At 64.1% G+C, this 17,846-nt stretch carries 15 protein-coding genes and 1 tRNA gene; 11 read left to right on the top strand and 5 right to left on the bottom strand.

Annotation, left to right across the window (positions count from 1 at the left end):
• Position 1 precedes the first annotated feature (1 nt).
• The 3 genes from CXY72_RS16595 (at position 2) to CXY72_RS16585 (ending at position 6,014) form a co-directional block, all read left to right on the top strand.
• The gene (locus CXY72_RS16595; protein ID WP_370446273.1) at positions 2 to 1,645 is read left to right on the top strand and encodes an AMP-binding protein; all 1,644 of its coding nucleotides are present in this window, start codon (positions 2 to 4) and stop codon (positions 1,643 to 1,645) included.
• Between the two features lie 124 nt (positions 1,646 to 1,769).
• The gene (locus tag CXY72_RS16590) at positions 1,770 to 4,298 is read left to right on the top strand and encodes an excinuclease ABC subunit UvrA (RefSeq protein ID WP_158252611.1); all 2,529 of its coding nucleotides are present in this window, start codon (positions 1,770 to 1,772) and stop codon (positions 4,296 to 4,298) included.
• A 264-nt stretch (positions 4,299 to 4,562) separates the two neighbouring features.
• A complete protein-coding gene (locus tag CXY72_RS16585) occupies positions 4,563 to 6,014 on the top strand; it encodes an MDR family MFS transporter (protein WP_104128773.1) in 1,452 nt (483 codons plus the stop codon).
• Between the two features lie 31 nt (positions 6,015 to 6,045).
• Here CXY72_RS16585 and CXY72_RS16580 read toward each other — a convergent pair whose 3' ends face one another.
• Complete coding sequence (locus tag CXY72_RS16580) at positions 6,046 to 6,681, bottom strand: hypothetical protein (protein WP_104128772.1); 636 nt, start codon at positions 6,679 to 6,681, stop codon at positions 6,046 to 6,048.
• A gap of 203 nt (positions 6,682 to 6,884) precedes the next feature.
• Here CXY72_RS16580 and CXY72_RS16575 point away from each other — a divergent pair, with 203 nt between their 5' ends.
• Positions 6,885 to 7,652: an EI24 domain-containing protein gene (locus tag CXY72_RS16575; protein WP_199184072.1), complete on the top strand. Its 768-nt coding sequence runs from the start codon at positions 6,885 to 6,887 to the stop codon at positions 7,650 to 7,652.
• On the opposite strand, the gene CXY72_RS16570 is transcribed toward CXY72_RS16575, so the two are convergent.
• Positions 7,649 to 8,593: a cytochrome b/b6 domain-containing protein gene (locus CXY72_RS16570; protein ID WP_104128771.1), complete on the bottom strand. Its 945-nt coding sequence runs from the start codon at positions 8,591 to 8,593 to the stop codon at positions 7,649 to 7,651. The two genes, CXY72_RS16575 and CXY72_RS16570, sit on opposite strands and share 4 nt — an antisense overlap.
• Before the next feature lie 226 nt (positions 8,594 to 8,819).
• Here CXY72_RS16570 and CXY72_RS19860 point away from each other — a divergent pair, with 226 nt between their 5' ends.
• On the top strand, positions 8,820 to 9,689 hold the full coding sequence (locus tag CXY72_RS19860) for a hypothetical protein (RefSeq protein ID WP_199184071.1): 870 nt from the start codon (positions 8,820 to 8,822) through the stop codon (positions 9,687 to 9,689).
• A 3-nt stretch (positions 9,690 to 9,692) separates the two neighbouring features.
• Here CXY72_RS19860 and CXY72_RS20385 read toward each other — a convergent pair whose 3' ends face one another.
• The 3 genes from CXY72_RS20385 to CXY72_RS16555 all read right to left on the bottom strand — a co-directional run bounded on the left by CXY72_RS20385 (position 9,693) and on the right by CXY72_RS16555 (position 10,374).
• Positions 9,693 to 9,818, bottom strand: coding sequence for a hypothetical protein (locus CXY72_RS20385; RefSeq protein ID WP_255409297.1), 126 nt, complete (start codon positions 9,816 to 9,818; stop codon positions 9,693 to 9,695).
• Positions 9,819 to 9,953: 135 nt separating this feature from the next.
• Positions 9,954 to 10,148, bottom strand: coding sequence for a hypothetical protein (locus CXY72_RS16560; protein WP_104128770.1), 195 nt, complete (start codon positions 10,146 to 10,148; stop codon positions 9,954 to 9,956).
• A gap of 142 nt (positions 10,149 to 10,290) precedes the next feature.
• A tRNA-Leu gene (locus CXY72_RS16555) sits at positions 10,291 to 10,374 on the bottom strand.
• Positions 10,375 to 10,726: 352 nt separating this feature from the next.
• Between CXY72_RS16555 and CXY72_RS16550 the strand changes: the two genes are divergently transcribed.
• Genes CXY72_RS16550 through CXY72_RS16525 form a run of 6 tightly spaced genes read left to right on the top strand, consistent with a single transcriptional unit; the run spans position 10,727 to position 17,817 of the window.
• Positions 10,727 to 11,485 carry a DUF3662 and FHA domain-containing protein gene (locus CXY72_RS16550; protein ID WP_104128769.1) on the top strand — a complete coding sequence of 253 codons (759 nt, stop codon included), beginning with the start codon at positions 10,727 to 10,729 and terminating at the stop codon, positions 11,483 to 11,485.
• Entirely contained in the window at positions 11,482 to 12,033 is a 552-nt protein-coding gene (locus tag CXY72_RS16545) for an FHA domain-containing protein (RefSeq protein WP_104128768.1), read from the top strand. Before CXY72_RS16550 ends, CXY72_RS16545 begins: the two co-directional genes overlap by 4 nt.
• 3 nt (positions 12,034 to 12,036) lie before the next feature.
• The gene (locus CXY72_RS16540) at positions 12,037 to 13,266 is read left to right on the top strand and encodes a PP2C family serine/threonine-protein phosphatase (RefSeq protein WP_104128767.1); all 1,230 of its coding nucleotides are present in this window, start codon (positions 12,037 to 12,039) and stop codon (positions 13,264 to 13,266) included.
• Positions 13,259 to 14,644, top strand: a complete 1,386-nt coding sequence (locus CXY72_RS16535; RefSeq protein WP_233197900.1) for an FtsW/RodA/SpoVE family cell cycle protein — start codon at positions 13,259 to 13,261, stop codon at positions 14,642 to 14,644. The genes CXY72_RS16540 and CXY72_RS16535 overlap by 8 nt, the downstream gene beginning before the upstream one ends.
• Positions 14,645 to 16,096, top strand: a complete 1,452-nt coding sequence (locus tag CXY72_RS16530) for a penicillin-binding protein 2 (RefSeq protein WP_104128766.1) — start codon at positions 14,645 to 14,647, stop codon at positions 16,094 to 16,096. It abuts the gene before it with no gap.
• Complete coding sequence (locus CXY72_RS16525; protein ID WP_104128765.1) at positions 16,093 to 17,817, top strand: protein kinase; 1,725 nt, start codon at positions 16,093 to 16,095, stop codon at positions 17,815 to 17,817. The genes CXY72_RS16530 and CXY72_RS16525 overlap by 4 nt, the downstream gene beginning before the upstream one ends.
• Positions 17,818 to 17,846: the final 29 nt, after the last annotated feature.

Raw genomic sequence — 17,846 nt, 5'->3', positions numbered from 1 at the left:
CGTGACTGCAACAACGAACATGCCGACCGGCTCACCCAACGACTCGCCGCTGACCCCGATGCGATTTCTGCAACGCAGCGCCGAAGTATTCCCGCACAAGGATGCGATCGTCTACGGCGCTCGTCGCTACACCTACCGGCAGTTCGCGCAGGCAGCTGAGGAGCTGGCCCACGCCATCCGCTCACGCATCACACCAGGCGACCGGGTTATATTCCTTGCACCGAATATACCGGAGATGCTCATCGCGCACTACGCCGTTCCGCTGGCCGGCGGGGTACTCGTCGCATTGAATTCCCGGCTGGCCGGTGCGGAGGTGTTCTACGTGCTGCAACACTCCGAGGCGACCCTGCTGTTCATCGACGCCGAGCTGGTGAGCGGCGTGGGAGACGCATTTACGGCATCCGCTTCACTGAAGGGCGTGATCGAAATCGCTGACGATGAGTTCGGCCTCACCGAGAGCGGCCTCTCTGTCGGCCAGCAAACGCTCGAGTCCTTTCTGGCCGAGGCCGACAACGATTCCGAGGAACCGCTGGCCTGGGAGGTCACCGACGAACGCGCGGTGATCTCAATCAACTACACCTCGGGCACGACCGGAAAGCCCAAGGGCGTGATGTACTCGCACCGTGGGGCTTACCTCAACTCCTTCAGCGAGGTGTTCCACAATAAGTTCACGAGCGACTCTGTCTACCTGTGGACCCTGCCCATGTTCCACTGCAACGGCTGGTGCACGCCATGGGCGGTCACGGCGGCCGGGGCCACCCACGTCTGCCTGCGCACGGTGCGGGCAGAATCGGTCTGGTCGGCCATCGACACCCTCAGTGTGACCAATCTGTGCGGCGCCCCGACGGTGTGCGGCGTCATCGCCGACGCGCCGATGAAGCACGTGCTCGAAACGCCGCTGACCATCACCACGGCCGGTGCCCCGCCATCGCCGAGTGTGATCGAACAGCTGGACGCCCTCGGTATCACGGTCGTGCACGTCTACGGCCTGACCGAGGCCTATGGCCCGTACACGATTTGCGAATATCAGCGCGAGTGGGACGACCTGCCAGCCGACGAACGCGCCCGCAAGGTCTCCCGCCAGGGCGTTGGCATGGTGCAGGCCGAATCGGCACGCATCGTCGATGCGGCCATGGCCGACGTTCCGGCCGACGCGCAGACCATCGGTGAGATCGTGCTGCGCGGTAACAACGTCATGCTCGGCTACTTCAAAGACCGCCAGGCCACAGCGGATGCCTTCCGCGGCGGCTGGTTCCACACCGGCGACCTCGGCGTGATGCATCCAGACGGGTACATCGAGATCAAGGACCGCGCGAAGGACATCATCATCTCAGGCGGCGAAAATATCTCGACCATTGAAGTCGAAAACGCGATGCTCACCCACCCGACCGTGCTCGACGTGGCCGTCGTGGGCATGCCTCATCCCAAGTGGGGCGAGCGGCCGAAGGCCTACGTTGTGCTGCGGCCTGATTCTCTGGTGACCGATGTCGACCTGCTGACGCACACCCGGTACCTTATCGCGGCGTTCAAAGTTCCCGACTACGTGACCTTTGTCGATGCCCTGCCGCGCACGGCCACGGGCAAGATCATGAAGGTCGTGCTGCGCGATCTTCCGGAAGAAGTCACTTTACCGGCGGTGTCGTAGTGCGGTTTGTGAGACTGCGTGAGACGTGCCGCATCTGTCCGACGTCAGGCAGGTCGAGAACCTGACCTGAATTCGATTCTCCGATATCGGGCGACGCACCACCGAACGAACTACTGTTACATGGATGCTGATGGAAGAGACGAATGATCCCGCCCCGGTAACCCGGCCCGGCAATAGTTTTGTACGCGTGCGCGGGGCTCGCGAGAACAACCTGCGCAATGTGAACGTCGACGTACCGCGGGACGCCATCGTGGCGTTCACCGGGGTCTCCGGCTCGGGCAAGTCCTCGCTCGCCTTCGGCACCATCTTCGCGGAAGCGCAACGCCGTTTCTTCGAGTCGGTCGCGCCCTACGCACGGCGATTGATTCAACAAGGGCATACCCCGCACGTCGACGAGATCACCGGGCTGCCACCGGCCGTCGCCCTGCAGCAACGCCGCGGAACGCCGAGTTCGCGCTCGAGCGTCGGCACCGTCACGACGCTCTCCAATTCCCTGCGCATGATGTATTCTCGTGCCGGCATATACCCGGCGGATGCAGACGGTCGCCTCGAATCGGATTCATTTTCGCCCAATACAGCCATGGGAGCCTGCCCGCGCTGCCACGGCCTGGGTATGGCGCACACCGTCAGCGAGGAGTCGATGGTGCTCGACGCCTCGCTGAGCATTCGTGACGGCGCAATCACTGCCTGGCCGGGCGCCTGGCAGGGCAAGAATCTGCGTGACATCGTCGCCGTGCTCGGCTACGACATCGATGTGCCGTGGCAGGAACTGTCCCGCGCCGACCGGGACTGGATTCTGTTCACCGAGGAGCAGCCGGTAGTCGAGGTCGTCCCACAGCGCGATCGTATCGCCAAGCCCTATCAAGGCCGATTCTGGAGTGCGAAGAGCTTCGTGCTGCACACGCTCGCCGACAGCAAAAGCCCCAACGTGCGGCAACGCGTGTTGCGCTATGTCGACACCGGCCCCTGCCCGGTCTGCGGCGGCAGCGGACTGAAGCCCGACGCTCTCGCTGTCACTGTGGCCGGCCGCTCGATTGCCGTTCTGAATGCCCTACCGATGACTGCCCTCGCCGACATTCTGCGGCCGATCGTAGCGGGTGATGCGTCGTCGGAGGTGGCTATGACCCTGGCCAGCGACCTGCTGCGCCGTATCGATGTGCTGCTCGAGCTCGGGCTTGGCTATCTGGCCCTCGGCCGTTCGACCCCCACGCTCTCGCCGGGAGAGATGCAGCGGTTGCGCATCGCCACACAACTGCGCTCGGGGCTGTTCGGCGTCATCTATGTGCTCGATGAGCCCTCTGCCGGCCTGCACCCGGCCGACGCGGAGCCTCTGCTTCTCGTGCTCGAGCAGCTCAAGTTGTCGGGCAACTCGGTCTTCGTGGTCGAACACAATATGGACGTGGTCAGCCGCGCCGACTGGGTCGTCGACGTGGGGCCACGGGCCGGTGAGGGTGGCGGCGACGTGCTCTATAGCGGGCCGACCGCTGGACTGGCCGAGGTGGAGACTTCCGTGACGCGGCGGTACCTGTTTGCGGACCACCGCGATTTGGCACCACGAGCAAAGTTGCGGCATCCGGTGGGGTGGCTGGGCCTGACCAATATCACCCGGCACAATCTGCGAGGGTTGGACACGCAGATTCCGCTCGGGGTGCTCACTGCCGTTACCGGCGTTTCGGGGTCAGGCAAATCGACCCTGGTCAGCCACGTGCTCGCCGAGGCGGTAGGCCTGCATCTGCATCCAACTCGCGACGATGAGCCAGCGCTCGACCTCGGTGACCCGGATGCCGCCGGAGAAGCCGCGGCAGAAGCGGCTGCTGATGCGGCGTCCGGCGAGCGAATTTCCATCGCTCAGGTCACCGGACTGGAGACCATCGATCGTTTGGTGCAGGTCGATCAAAAACCGATCGGGCGCACCCCGCGGTCAAACCTCGCCACCTACACCGGGCTGTTCGATGCCGTTCGGGCAACCTTTGCCGCCACGGACGAAGCGCGTCAGCGCGGTTTCAACGCCGGTCGATTTTCCTTCAATGTCGCTGGCGGTCGCTGTGAAACCTGCCTCGGTGAGGGCTTCGTGGCCGTCGGGTTGCTGTTTCTGCCGGGAAGCTACGCGCCCTGCCCGACCTGCGGCGGGTCGCGCTACAACCTCGAAACCCTCCAGGCCACCTATCATGGCAAGAACGTCGCCGAGGTGCTCGGCCTCACAGTGGATGCCGCGCTGGTCTTCCTCGCCGACGTCGCCGTCGCCGCGCGCAGCCTCGAGACCCTGCGCGAGGTGGGACTGGGTTATCTGCGTCTCGGCCAACCGGCCACCGAGCTTTCCGGCGGCGAGGCGCAGCGCATCAAGCTTGCGACCGAACTGCAACGCGCACGGCGCGGCCACACGCTCTACCTGCTCGACGAGCCCACAACCGGGCTGCATCCGGCCGACGTGGAGCTGCTCATGCAGCAGCTCGGGCGCCTGGTCGACGCTGGCAACACCGTCGTCGTAGTGGAACACGAGATGGACGTGATCGCCGCCGCCGACTGGGTGATCGACCTCGGCCCCTCCGGTGGTGACCAGGGCGGCCGCATCATCTCCGCCGGCACTCCGGCAACGGTAGCGGCCCATCCCACCAGCCGCACCGCTCCCTACCTGGCCCGCCGCCTCGCCTGACTTCCCCGCACCCCCCTCTTCGGTTTCCCTGCGGTTCATTCCAATAAATAGTGCCTGAACGAGTGGCGGCTTTGTCTGTTCTGGTGCGGCGGAATAATTCATACCCTGCACAACGCTTCACCTGGAGGCGCCCACAGCGAGCCGTCACGAGGGCGCTCACGGGGCGGGCGACCCGCTCATTTTCGCACCTTCCCTTTCGCACGACCTCCTTTTGCACGACCTCCTTTTGCACGACCTCCTTTTGCACGACCGTCAGGATCAGCTATGACCGCAACAGCAAGCGCGCCCACCACCAAGGCCGACCTGCACCCGGACGCCAAGCGCAACCAGCTGGTGATCCGACTTCTGTTGGTCTCGGCCTTCGTTGTAATTTTGAACGAGACCATCATGGGTGTGGCGCTGCCGAACCTCATGGACGACCTCGATATCACGGCGACCGCGGCGCAGTGGCTGACCACAGCGTTCATGCTCACCATGGCCGTCGTTATCCCGATCACCGGTTTTCTGATTCAGCGCTTCAACACGCGGCCGATCTTCATCGCCGCGATGACACTGTTCAGCACCGGCACCCTGATCGCCGCTGTCGCGCCCGGCTTCGAGGTGCTTCTGGTGGGTCGCATCGTGCAGGCCACCGGAACGGCCATCATGATGCCGTTGCTCATGACCACCGTCATGACGCTCGTCGCACCCGCTTCCCGCGGCAAGACCATGGGAAATATTTCCATCGTCATCTCGGTGGCCCCAGCCATCGGCCCCACCATCTCCGGCATCATCCTGAGCCTGCTGGACTGGCGTTGGATGTTCATCATCGTGCTGCCGATCGCTGTCGGCGCGCTTATTCTCGGTGCCTCGCGCATGCAGAACGTGACGACGCCGCGCACGGTTCCCCTCGACGTGCTCTCCGTCATCCTCTCGGCCTTCGGCTTTGGCGGCTTCGTCTACGGACTCAGCAACCTCGGCGCTGCTCCCGCTGGCGGATGGCTGCCGCTTGGCATCGGCGTGTTCGCCCTGATCGTGTTCGTGTTGCGCCAGCTGCAATTGCAGCGCACCGATCGGGCCCTCCTCGATCTGCGCGTGTTCACCGCACGCACGTTCACCGTCTCGATCTCGATGCTCAGCATCAGCATGATCGCCCTGTTCGGCACCATCATTCTGCTGCCGCTGTACATGCAGAACGTGCTCGGCATGTCCGCACTCTCCACCGGGCTGTTGCTACTTCCGGGAGGGCTGACCATGGGCCTGCTCGCGCCGTTCGTCGGCCGCATCTACGACCGCCGCGGCCCGACCATTCTGCTCGTTCCCGGGTCGATCATCGTCAGCGCAGCCTTCTGGGCGATGACCATGATGGGCCAGAGCACACAACCGTGGATGCTGATGGTCGCCCACATTGGCATGAGTGTCGGCCTGTCGCTGCTGTTCACGCCGCTATTCACGTCAAGTCTTGGATCGCTCCCGCCGAAGCTGTATTCCCACGGCAGCGCAGTTGTCGGCACCATCCAGCAGCTGGCCGGCGCCGTCGGAACCGCACTGTTCATCGCTGTGATGACCTCAGAGTCGGCCGCTCTCATGACCCAGGGCGCTTCCGAGGTCTCGGCGACGGCATCCGGTATTCACGATGCGTTCCTGTGCGGCGCGATCATCTCGCTGTTCGCGATTCCTGCGGCGTTCCTGGTGCGGCGTGCACCGCTCGATGCACCGGCACCGATCGGGCACTAGCCCGCGCACCTGCACGGCACAGCACGCCGGTTCAGCGGATGCGCTGGGCCAGCGCTGCAGGGTGGTCCGAGGGCAGTCCGTGGCGCCGGCCGTTATGCAGCAGCGCGATGTTCTTCTTCTCCCAGTCGCGCAGCGCCTGACGCAGGGGGTCGATCGCGGCGCTCTCGGCGCAGCTGCCCGCCGTGCGCCCGCAGGAACACTTCTGCGTCGCTGAGTCGTGGTGCAGCGTTTCGATGCGCCAGATGCCGGCCATGGCCCAATCGATCTGGCGCCGGGCCAGTTCGGTGTTGCGTTCAGCCCGCTTGACCAGGTCGTTCTGCAGCAGACCGCGCACCCCGTCGATTCCGGCCGTGAACTGGCCCGCCACAACCGCGGTGAGCTCAGCGACCTGATCGCGCAGTGCGCTCAGATCGACGTCGCGGGCGACGAGCAGGGCATCCGTTTCGGCGACGTAATCGGCGTGGCGGGTCTCGGACACCGCCCACCGAGCGGCCCACAGTCGAACATGCTCGAGATCGCGACGTTCTGATTTCTCGGCCCCCAGGTGGTGCACGCACAGCGCGCAGACCACTTGGTCACTCAACGAGGTGAAGTGAAAGGGCTGCGGCGCGAGGCAGCACAGGCAGGACACCTCGAGGTCGACATGCAACCGATGCGCGTGCGTCACGACTGCCCCCTCTCACTGTTGTTCCCTCGAGAGTACCGGGTACAGGGTACGGAACCGAGGCACCCACCGGAACATCGCAAACGCTACGGTCGTTCCGTCCCGCCGCCGGCTCGCAGCGTGGGCCGCCGAAATCACCGATAGCCGGTGCAACACGGGCGGTTCACGGCAGCCCGGCCCGGCAGACCTCGCGCTAGGGTTTCAGGGTGCCGCCTTCGACGAGTCCCAGCGCCTCGCGCGAGTTCTTCGCCGGGGCCGGTTTTCTCGGTCGCGGTCTTAAAATGTGGATCACGTCACCACGCCTCATGCTGCTCGGCGCACTTCCGGCTTTCATCGTCGGCATTGCCTACCTCGCCGGCATCGTGGTGCTGCTCATCAACCTTGAGACCATCGCTGTGGCCATCAGTCCGTTCGCAAGCGGCTGGGGGGAACCGTGGCGCACGGGTATGCGGGTCGTAGCCGCCGCGGCGATCACGGCCGCCGGCATCCTTTTATTGGCGTACACGTACGTGGCCGTGACCCTCGCCGTCGGCGACCCGTTCTATGAGCGCATCTGGCGCGCAGTCGAAACCAACCTCGGCGATGCGCCGGTTGAAACCCCGCGCGGCCTGCTGCGTTCCGTGGCCGACGCCCTGCGACTGGTCAGCCTCGCCGTTCTGGGCGCTCTCATACTGCTGCTCTGCGGCCTGATCCCCGGACTCGGCCAACTGCTCGCGCTCGTTCTCGGAGCGCTGTTTGGCGGCTGGATCCTCTGTCTCGAACTCACCGGCTTCGCCTTCGATGCGCGCGGTTTCACCCTGAAACAGCGACGACGGATGCTCCGCGCAGGCCGCGCCCGCAGCCTTGGTTTTGGGGTGCTCACCTACCTGATGTTCCTGATTCCCGGCGCGGCCGTCATCGTGATGCCCGCGGCGGCGGCCGGCGCGGCCATGCTCAGCCGGGACCTGCTCGCGTCGAGACGTGCAGCGGGTTAACGCTTCCGGTGAATGATGCGGCCGCTGCGAGCCGCGATTGCACGCACGACCACCGGACGCGCGCCCGCCCAAATTCCGGCCGTGACCAGCAGCGCGGCAACGACGATCCAGACACCGGTCCATCCGTCATCATTGCGCGCGGCATACATGTGGTTGAGGTTTGCGCGGGCACCGGTCGTGAGCACGAGTGTCACGTGAATGACAATGAACGCCACGAAGAAGATCAGCACCGCGAAATGCAGTTTGCGCGCAACGGGCAAGGGAAAGACGCGATCCAGGCGGCGAAACCGGGCGGATAGGCCCGGGGACATGCGCAGGCCGGTCACGAGCGCGATCGGCGCCGCAATGAACACCACGACGAAATAGCTGAGCAGCTGCAGGGCGTTGTAGTGCACCCAGCCGGTGCTGGTCGGCCAATTGAGCGAGGCATACTGCAGGCCGGCCGACACCGCGTTGGGGAAGACGTCCCAGTTGGTGGGCACCAGGCGCAGCCATTGGCCGGTCGCGAACAGCAGGACATAGAACACGATGCCGTTGACAGCCCAGAGGGTGTCAAAGACGATGTGCTGCCAGAGGTTGAGGGTGATTCGAATTGGGGGATTCTTCGTGCGGAACAACCCGGTGTTCGTGCGCGTCCAGAAAATGGACGGACGTTTAGTTGTACGCACCTGCCAGCCGGTACGAATGACGAACAGAATGAAGAAGGCATTGAGACCGTGTTGCCAGGCCAGCCAGGCCGGTATTCCCACCGGGGTCGCGGCGAGATGGGTCGAGGTTCCGGGGTGCGTCAGTACGAACGACTCCACCACCGGAAGTGTGCGCAGCCCGTTCGCCGCGAGCACCACGAGGGTCAGAGCGACCAGCATGGCCGGTACGATCCAGGCCAGCCGCAGCCACCGGTTCGGCCGCACCAGGTTCAGCCGGGAAGCACCCGTCGTCATCGCGATCCGTTCTCGCCCGGGCGGAAACCCGCAGCGTCTTCGTAAGGCTACTTGTCTGCCTGGCAGCGGTGTCGATTCCTGACGCGGCAGGTCACATTACGTGCCCCGTATTTTCGTGCGGCGCGACCGCTGTCCCTTGGCGGGGCGGCTATCCCCCCGTACTGGGTCTCTGGAGTACCCGCGCTTAGCCACGCCGTGCTGCTACGTTTAAATTATGGACTAACATGTGTCCGCAATAACTGGGGGCACTGTGCTGCAGACTAAGTTCGTATCGATTCTTGCTGTCGGGGCCGTGGCGACGCTGGGGCTCTCTGCGCTGTCCAGCTGGGGTATAGCCTCGGCGGTCAATCAGACCTCGGTCAGTCAGGTCGAAGCAATCGTCGCTGAGGCCGCTGGCGCTGTCGGGCCTGCAGGAGCAACCGGCGAGACGGGCGCTGCGGGGCAAACCGGTGCAGTGGGAGCGACTGGTAGTGCTGGTGCCACCGGAACCACCGGAGCCACCGGCGGTACGACGGGCGCTCTGGGAGCTGCCGGGGCCACAGGCGCGACGGGTACTGCCGGATCCGCCGGCCTGAACGGACTGACGGGTGCCACCGGCGCAGCCGGGCTCGACCTCACGCAGAGCGCGTCCCTCGCGTCAACGACTGGCTTGACCGGCACTGTCACTCTGGCCAGCGCGCAATTAGATCCGACATCGACGACCCTCACAATCCTCGAGGTGCCCGCAGGGGCGTACACAGTGCAGCTGGCGGGGGCGATCACGGTGCCGGCTGTCGTCGCACTGCCAGTTTTTGACGAAGGATACTACGAGCGTTATATGCCTGAGGTGAATGCCGTCAGCTGCATGCTGAGTGAGCCCCAGTCCTCCCAACCCCCCCTGCGGTTCACCTCCAATGGCGGATCGATAGACCTGACCCAAGTGATCCTATATTCAACGTCAGCCCCCGCCACGTTTAGTCTGAGTTGCTCGTACCAGGCCACCATTGGGTCGATTCGAAAGGGTTTAAACTTTGATTGGGAGCCGGATAACTACATCCGTTCCTCGGCAATTTCCTGGAGTGGCGTCACAATCACGGCGGCGCCGCTCGACCGCTGATACTCAGGTGACCTCGTTGGACTCCCGATCAATGACCGTCAAGCCCAGCCTGCGCGCAACCGAGGCAAGGCGGCGATCCATCGTGGCCCAGGCCCCGCCCGCCGCCGGCGCGGCATGAAGCACACGCACGTCCGGCATGCGCAGGCCGGTCGTGGATCGCAGCGAGGCGAGCAGGTGCGCGCCGAGGGCGCCATTCTTGGCGGGAAGACCCGAGAGTGTCCGCGACGGTGAGTGCGCTCGTGGCGAAGCCAGCGACGGCGTGTACTACCCGTAGGGAGACGGCCACACGTGGCGCTCATCCCTCGCATCGAGAAAGGCGATCGCGATACTCGCGTCGAGAACAAGGGTGCGTCGAGGCGGGTCGTGAGCAAAATCGTGCCATTTCTTGGCGGCGGCGTCGAGCGCGCTCGCTACATCGGGTGTTTCCGTCAGGGTATGACGCGGCAACTTCGTGGGCATGGCGGCAGGGCAAGCTCCGGCTCTCAGTGTCGCGCTGAGCATGGGCCGTGGACGATAGGCCCGTCAACGACACAGGGCCTTCGATTTCTCGAAGGCCCTGCCTGTTCGCATGGATTGTGCGGCTATCCGCACCCATCCGCTGTGCGCGAGAGGGGACTTGAACCCCTACGTCCTTTCGAACACTGGCACCTGAAGCCAGCGCGTCTGCCAATTCCGCCACTCGCGCGAACTTAGGAATGCTAACACTACGAGAGGGGTCAGCGCCATTCGGGCACCCGTCACTCACCCGTGCGGGCCGTATCCGGCGTGAGCGCGCCCGATGCCGGTGGCCGCGCCACCCCTACCTGGCGCCCCTGCCCGTAGTTGGCGCGCCGACACCATCGCCGCCAACGGATACCCGTGTGGCCACGCCCGCCCCCTACAAAAAAGTCCCACGGAATGCGCCAAACGCGCGGGGAATTCGGTCAGGCACGCTCCACGGGTAGTATGGCTGTTCGTGCCGTTTGCGCCCCCCAAGGTGGGTTGTCATCCGAGACAAGTAACATGCTCATAGCCAAACGGACCGGATCGGGAGACCTGTGGGCATACTGGATAACTTTGAAAAGGGCTTGGAACGCGCCGTCAACGGAGCATTCGCCAAGACCTTTCGATCGGGCTTGCAGCCGGTGGAAATTACCTCCGCGCTGCGTCGTGAGCTCGACACCACGGCCGCAGTAGTCTCGCGGGATCGCATCCTCGCGCCCAATCGCTTCACCGTGCGCATGTCCCACGCGGACTACGCCCGCATGAGCGCGCTCGGAGTCACCCTTCTCGACGAGCTCACCGCCCTCGTGCAAAAACACGGTGCCGAACAGCGCTACCAGTTCACCGGCGGCATCACGATCACCCTGCAAGACGACCGCAGCCTCAGCGAGGGCATGGTGCAGATCAACTCCAGCTCGGTCAAAAGCAGCGTCGCTTGGACCCCGGTACTCGACATCAACGGCACCAGGCACCCGCTGGTCAAGTCTCGAACCGTGATCGGGCGCGGCTCTGACGCCGATATCACCGTCGAAGATACCGGCACCTCGCGCCGCCACGTCGAAATCCTCTGGGACGGCGCCCGCGCCCAGGTGCGCGACCTCGGCTCCACCAACGGTTCCCAGCTCAACGGCGCTCCCGTCAGCCAAGCCATTCTCGAGCCCGACTCGATCGTCACGATCGGTCGCACCCGCATCGTGTTTCGCGTCCTCGCCCAGGCTTCGCCAGACTCCCAGGAGCACCCGCGCGCCGCACCACCGGTCGATCCGGGCACCGACCGCCACGACATGGGCGGATTCTGGGGGCCAACGACATGAACGTCAGTGAACTCACCCTGCTGGTGTTGCGCTTCGGCTTCCTCCTGCTGCTCTGGATGTTCATCTTCGGCATCGTCTATGCCCTGCGCAGCGACCTGTTCGGGCAGCGCGTGCGCAAGTTGAAAACGGATGCCACCCCCGCGCCTGCTTTTTCGTTATCCGCTGTTCCCGCTGCAGTCCCCGCCGCCGCCGCCGCCTTCACGGCGCCGGTAGCGCGCGCCAGTCCGGCTACCGACTCTGATTTGGCTACCGCACACAACACCACCCGTTTGATTATCACAAGCGGTCCGAAAGCCGGTACCGAGTTTCCGCTGGGCACCGACACCATCACGATCGGGCGCTCGAGCGACTCCAGCCTGGTCATCCGCGATGACTACACCTCCACACACCACGCGCGCCTCATGCTCTGGAACGATGAGTGGATGTTGCAAGACCTCGACTCCACCAATGGCACCTTCCTGGCCGGCTCCCGCGTCACCGTGCCGACCAAAATTCCCCTGAACGCCACCGTGAAGATCGGCGCCACCAGCTTCGAGCTTCGGCGGTAGGTCATGGCGACGGTAAGTCACAGCGCAGCCGCGTCCCACGTCGGCAAGGTTCGCTCCAACAACCAAGACTCCGGCTACGCCGGACACTCCCTGTTCGTGGTCGCTGACGGCATGGGCGGCCACGCCGGCGGTGACGTCGCATCGGCGATCGCCACCAAGCGCATCATTGAGGCCGACAAGCCATACGCGAGCGCTCAGGACGCCGAGTTCGCCCTGCAGGCCGCCCTCATCGGCGCCAATGCCCAGCTGGCTGAGACCGTGTTCGAGCACGCCGAACTCACCGGCATGGGCACCACCGTCAGCGCTATTGTCGTACTCGAAAACGAGGTCGCGATTGCGCACATCGGCGACTCGCGCATCTATCTGCTGCGCGATAACGAGTTGTCCCAGATCACCGTCGATCACACCTTCGTGCAGCGTCTGGTCGACAGCGGACGCATCACCGAGGCTGAAGCCATGGTGCACCCGCGCCGCTCCGTACTCATGCGCGTTCTCGGCGACGTGGAGGCGAGCCCCGAGATCGACACGTCCATCCTCGCCACCATCGCCGGCGACCGCTGGATGCTGTGCTCCGACGGTCTCACCGGCGTCGTCTCCCACAACGCCATGGCCTCAGCTCTGGCGAGCGGGGCGAATGCGCTAGATGTCGCCGACCTTCTCGTCAAAGAAAGCCTCGACGGCGGCGCTCCCGACAATGTGACCGTCGTCATCGTCGACATCGGTGCGGGCGTTGCTCGCACCGACAGCCCGGTCGTTGTCGGCTCCGCAGCGAATCCGCTCGCGTTCGGTGAGGAGCCCAGCCGCAATCGGGCCCTGCGCATCCCGGCCCTCCGCCTCCATCCGGTGCGTGAAACGCATTTCGAGCCTGATTCTCAGGACTACCTGTCCGAGCTGATCGAAGAGGATGCCCGCCGCGCCCGCCGCCGCAAGGTCACCTGGCTGGTCGCTGTCATTCTGCTGGTGCTCAGCATCGTCACGACCACCGTTCTCGGCTACCAATGGACCCAGACTCGCTACTTCGTGGGCGCTGACGGTTCCAACGTCGCTATTTATCAGGGCGTGCAGCAGGACATCGGCCCGATCAAACTGTCTGGTGTCTACGAACAGACCGACCTCAATCTCTCTGACCTGCGCGTCTACGACCGCCAGCAGGTCGAACAAACCATCAACGCCGGCTCTCTGGAAGACGCCCTGGACATCATTGAACGATTGAAGGGCGCAATCGTTGAGTAAGGCATCCGCTCTTTCGGCACAACCAGCGACCGGGCCGGTTCGTCGCCTGCACCTGCCGCAGAAGCTGCGCAACTTGGAACTGTTTTTGGTCCTGATCGCGTGCTTCATCAACGCGAGCGCGGTCGTGCTTGTGCAACTCGGCGCGCTCGGTGAACTCGACCCGACCCTTATGCTGCTCGGCGCTGGTCTGTCCGTTCTGGTGATCAGCCTGCACGTCGTGCTGCGGTTCGTCGCCCGCGATGCCGATCCGTTCATTTTGCCGATCGCAACGGTGCTCAACGGCATCGGTATTGCCATGATCTATCGCATCGACATTGCCAACAAGCAGGGCGGCTGGGAGAGTGCCGCCGTACGCCAGACGGTGTGGAGCGCCCTGGCTATTTTCAGCGCCATCGTCGTGCTGCTGGTTATTCGAAACCACCGAGTGCTGTTTCGGTACACCTACATCGCCGGCCTCGTCGGTGTGCTCCTTCTTTTTCTCCCGCTCATTCCCGGCCTTGGCCAGGAGATCAGCGGTGCCAGGGTGTGGATCCACTTTGGCAGTTTCGCTACCTTCCAGCCCGGTGAGATCGCCAAAATCGCCCTCGCTGTGTTCTTCGCCGGCTACCTCGTGCGCAATCGCGACAGTCTCTCAATGGTGGGCAAGAAGATTTTCGGTGCCCGCTTTCCCCGCTTCCGTGACCTCGGCCCGATTCTCGTCGTCTGGGCCCTGTCGATGTCGGTCATCATCTTTCAGCGCGACCTCGGCACCGCCCTGCTCTACTTCGGTCTGTTCCTGGTCATGCTCTACCTCGCCACCGGCCGCCTCAGCTGGGTCATCCTTGGTCTGGGCCTGTTCCTGGGTGGCGCCGTCATTGCCAGCCAGACCCTGAACTACGTCAATGGACGCTTCACCAACTGGCTCGATGCGCTCAACCCGGATGTCTATAACGCCAAGGGCGGCAGCTTTCAGCTGGTGCAAGGCCTGTTCGGCCTCGCCAAGGGCGGCCTGCTCGGCACCGGTTGGGGCCAGGGACGCCCGGAGATCACCCCGGTACCTCAGAGTGACTACATCATCGCGAGTCTCGGCGAGGAGCTTGGGCTCGCCGGTCTGTTTGCCATCCTCGCCCTGTATCTTTTGTTCGTCGCCCGCGGATTCCGCATCGGCTTCGCCGGACAGGATGACTTCGGCAAGCTGCTCGCTGTCGGCCTCGCCTTCGTCGTGGCCCTCCAGTGCTTTATTGTCATTGGCGGTGTCACCCGGGTCATTCCCCTCACCGGTCTGACCACCCCGTTCCTGGCCGCCGGCGGCTCATCGCTCGTAGCCAACTGGATCATCGCGGCCCTCTTGCTGCGACTCTCCGACACCGTGCGCAATCAACCCAGGCTGGTGGTCTAAGTGAACCGCGAACTCAAGCGCGTCAGCATCGTCGTGATGCTGATGTTCGTCGCCCTTCTCGGCTCCACCTCGGTCGTGCAGGCTTTCCAGGCCGACAACCTGTCGGCCGATCCACGCAACACCCGCACGCTCTACGACAGCTACCAGGTCGAACGCGGTGCCATCCTGGTCAAAGGCAAGCCGATCGCGCAGTCGATGCCGGCCGACGATGATTTCAAATTTCTGCGCACCTATACCAACCCTGAGCTCTACGCGCCGATCACCGGGTATATTCCCATCAATGGCGAACCGACCGGGCTCGAGTTCGCTCTCAATAGCGAGCTCACCGGCGCGTCAAACTCCCAATTCTTCGACAAGATCAGCGCCCTCGTCACCGGCCAGGACCCGAAGGGTGCCGCCGTCGAGGTGACCATCGATCCGGTGGCCCAGCAGGCGGCGTGGGATGCGCTCGGCGATTACACCGGATCCGTCGTCGTCACCGAGCCCGCCACCGGTCGCATCCTGGCGATGGTCTCCAAACCAAGTTTCAACCCGAACCTGCTCACGGTGCACAACAACGCCGAGGTCACTGCGAGCTACGACGCCCTGGTGGCCGACCCGAACAATCCGCTGATCAACCGGGCGATCAATTCGCTCAACCCTCCCGGTTCAATATTCAAACTCGTCGTCACCACGGCCGCGCTCGAATCGGGCAACTACACCCCGGAAAGCACTTTTTTGAACCCATCCGTCTACACGGCGCCCGGCACAACGAGTGTGATCGAGAACTCCAGCGGAGGAACCTGCGGCGCCGGCGAGACGGTTACCCTCGCGACCGCACTGCGGCTGTCCTGCAACATTCCCTTCGCTGAACTCGGTGTCGAGATGGGCGACACGACCATTCGTGAAACCGCCGAGAAATTCGGTTTCAACAGCACCCACAGCATTCCCATGACCGTCTCCGAGAGCACGTACCCGCGCGGGCTCGATGACCCTCAGACCGCGCAGTCGGCGTTTGGCCAGTTCAACGTGACGGCGACACCGCTGCAAATGGCCATGGTCAGCGGCGCCATCGCCAATGGCGGTGTTGTGATGGCGCCCAACCTGGTTCAGGAGATCCTCGCCCCCAACCTCAGCGCCATCCAAACCTTTGAAGCGACCGAACTTGGGCGGGTGATGAGCGAAGAAACCGCCGCAACGATCACCGCGATGATGGTCAACGGCGTTCAGGATGGTGCGGCAAGCAATGCAAGAATAGATGGGGTTGACGTGGCGGGAAAAACAGGCACAGCGCAAAACGGGTCAACGGATCCGTTCACACTGTGGTTCACCGGTTTCGCACCGGCGAACGATCCGCAATACGCCATCACCGTTCTCGTAGAGAACGGCGGGGGAGAAGGACAAACGGGGTTCGGCAACAAACTTGCCGCACCTGTCGCAAAGAAAGTACTAGAGGCGGTGCTTAACAAATGAGACCCACAGCAGGCCTCACCTTCGGGGGACGATACGAGCTGCAGTCGCGTATTGCGATCGGCGGCATGGGCGAGGTGTGGAAATCCACCGACCTCGTCATCGGACGAAGCGTCGCCATCAAGATTTTGAAAGACGAGTACCTCGGTGACCCCGGTTTTCTGGAGCGTTTCCGCGCCGAAGCCCGCCACGCGGCGCTCGTCAACCACGAAGGCATTGCGAATGTCTTCGACTATGGCGAGGAAGACGGCAGCGCCTTCCTCGTTATGGAACTTGTTCCCGGCGAAGCCCTGTCCACCATTCTCGAACGCGAACACGTACTGCCGACGGACAAGGTGCTCGACATTGTCGCGCAAACCTCGGCCGCCCTGCACGCCGCCCACGCCGCAGGGCTCGTGCACCGCGACATCAAGCCCGGCAACCTGCTCATCACGCCAGAGGGTCGGGTGAAGATCACCGACTTCGGCATCGCCCGTATCGCCGACCAAGTGCCACTCACCGCGACCGGCCAGGTCATGGGTACCGTGCAGTATCTTTCGCCCGAGCAGGCCAGCGGCCACCCGGCGTCGCCGACCACCGATATCTACTCGATCGGCATCGTCGCGTACGAGTCCCTCGCTGGCCGACGTCCCTTCACTGGCGAGTCGCAGGTCGCCATCGCCATGGCACAGATCAACGAGATCGCGCCCGACCTGCCGGTAACCGTGTCCGAACCGGTGCGCAACCTGGTCTTCGCCTGCTTGGCCAAGAACCCGGCCGACCGGCCGGCATCGGCGGCCCACCTGGCGCGCGCGGCATCCGCTCTGCGTCGTGGTGATGTGGCCGCTGCCGCCGTGGCCGTGCCCTCGATTTTGGGCGGTCTCACGGCCACCAGTGCCACCATGCTCATGCCCGGCACCGACGCTGATTCGGCCACGACTATTCTTCCGGCCAACGGTGCCCCCACCACCCGCGCCTCCGCTGCTGCAGCGGCCGAGGCACAGGACAAGAAGCGCAGCAAGTGGACCTGGCCGCTCATCGCTCTCGTCGCGCTGCTGGTGATCGTACTCACCGGCACGCTCATCGCCCTGTTCACCCAGAACAATGAGATCCCGGTTCCGGCCGAGACGTCGGCGTCGCCGTCGAGTACACCGGCGCCATCGCCCACACCGACGCCGAGCCCAACGCCGACGCCGACACCGACACCGACACCGACACCGACCAATACATCGGTCAATCCCGACGACTTCATCGGAAAGCCAAGCGCCGAGGCCGCCGCCTTGCTCGTCGACATGGGATTTGCAGCTGACGTCGAACCCGGCAATGCCGCTGCGACCGAGCAAGACGTCGATCGGGTGTACCTGGTCAACCCCAGAGGCCCCGTTCCGGCCGGCTCAACGATCACCCTCACCGCTTACGGGCCGGTTGCCACGCCGAGCACGCCAACAACAGCCCCGACCGCCACACCGTCACCGGCCGCTCCGGCAGGTACCGTCACGGTGAATTGGAACACACAGACCTGCCCGACCGGCCAAACACTGGCCGGCTATGAGGTAGCCACGGAGGGCGGTGCCGCCGTGATCACCTCGGCAAACCCGACCAACGCTCAAACGACTACGGCCACGATCACCGCTGGTACAGAAAAATTCACGGTAAAGTTCCGCTATTTCTGCGGCCAGATCAGTTCTGCATTCTCCCCGGCTGCCGAAGTACTCGTCACTGGCGACACTGCCCTCGGAGGGTGACTCCCCAATTCCGTGAGGTAAAGTAGCGG

Source organism: Cryobacterium sp. Y57, from assembly GCF_002929505.1.
In the GTDB taxonomy this organism is placed as follows: domain Bacteria; phylum Actinomycetota; class Actinomycetes; order Actinomycetales; family Microbacteriaceae; genus Cryobacterium.
This window is presented reverse-complemented; position numbering and strand designations above follow the sequence as displayed.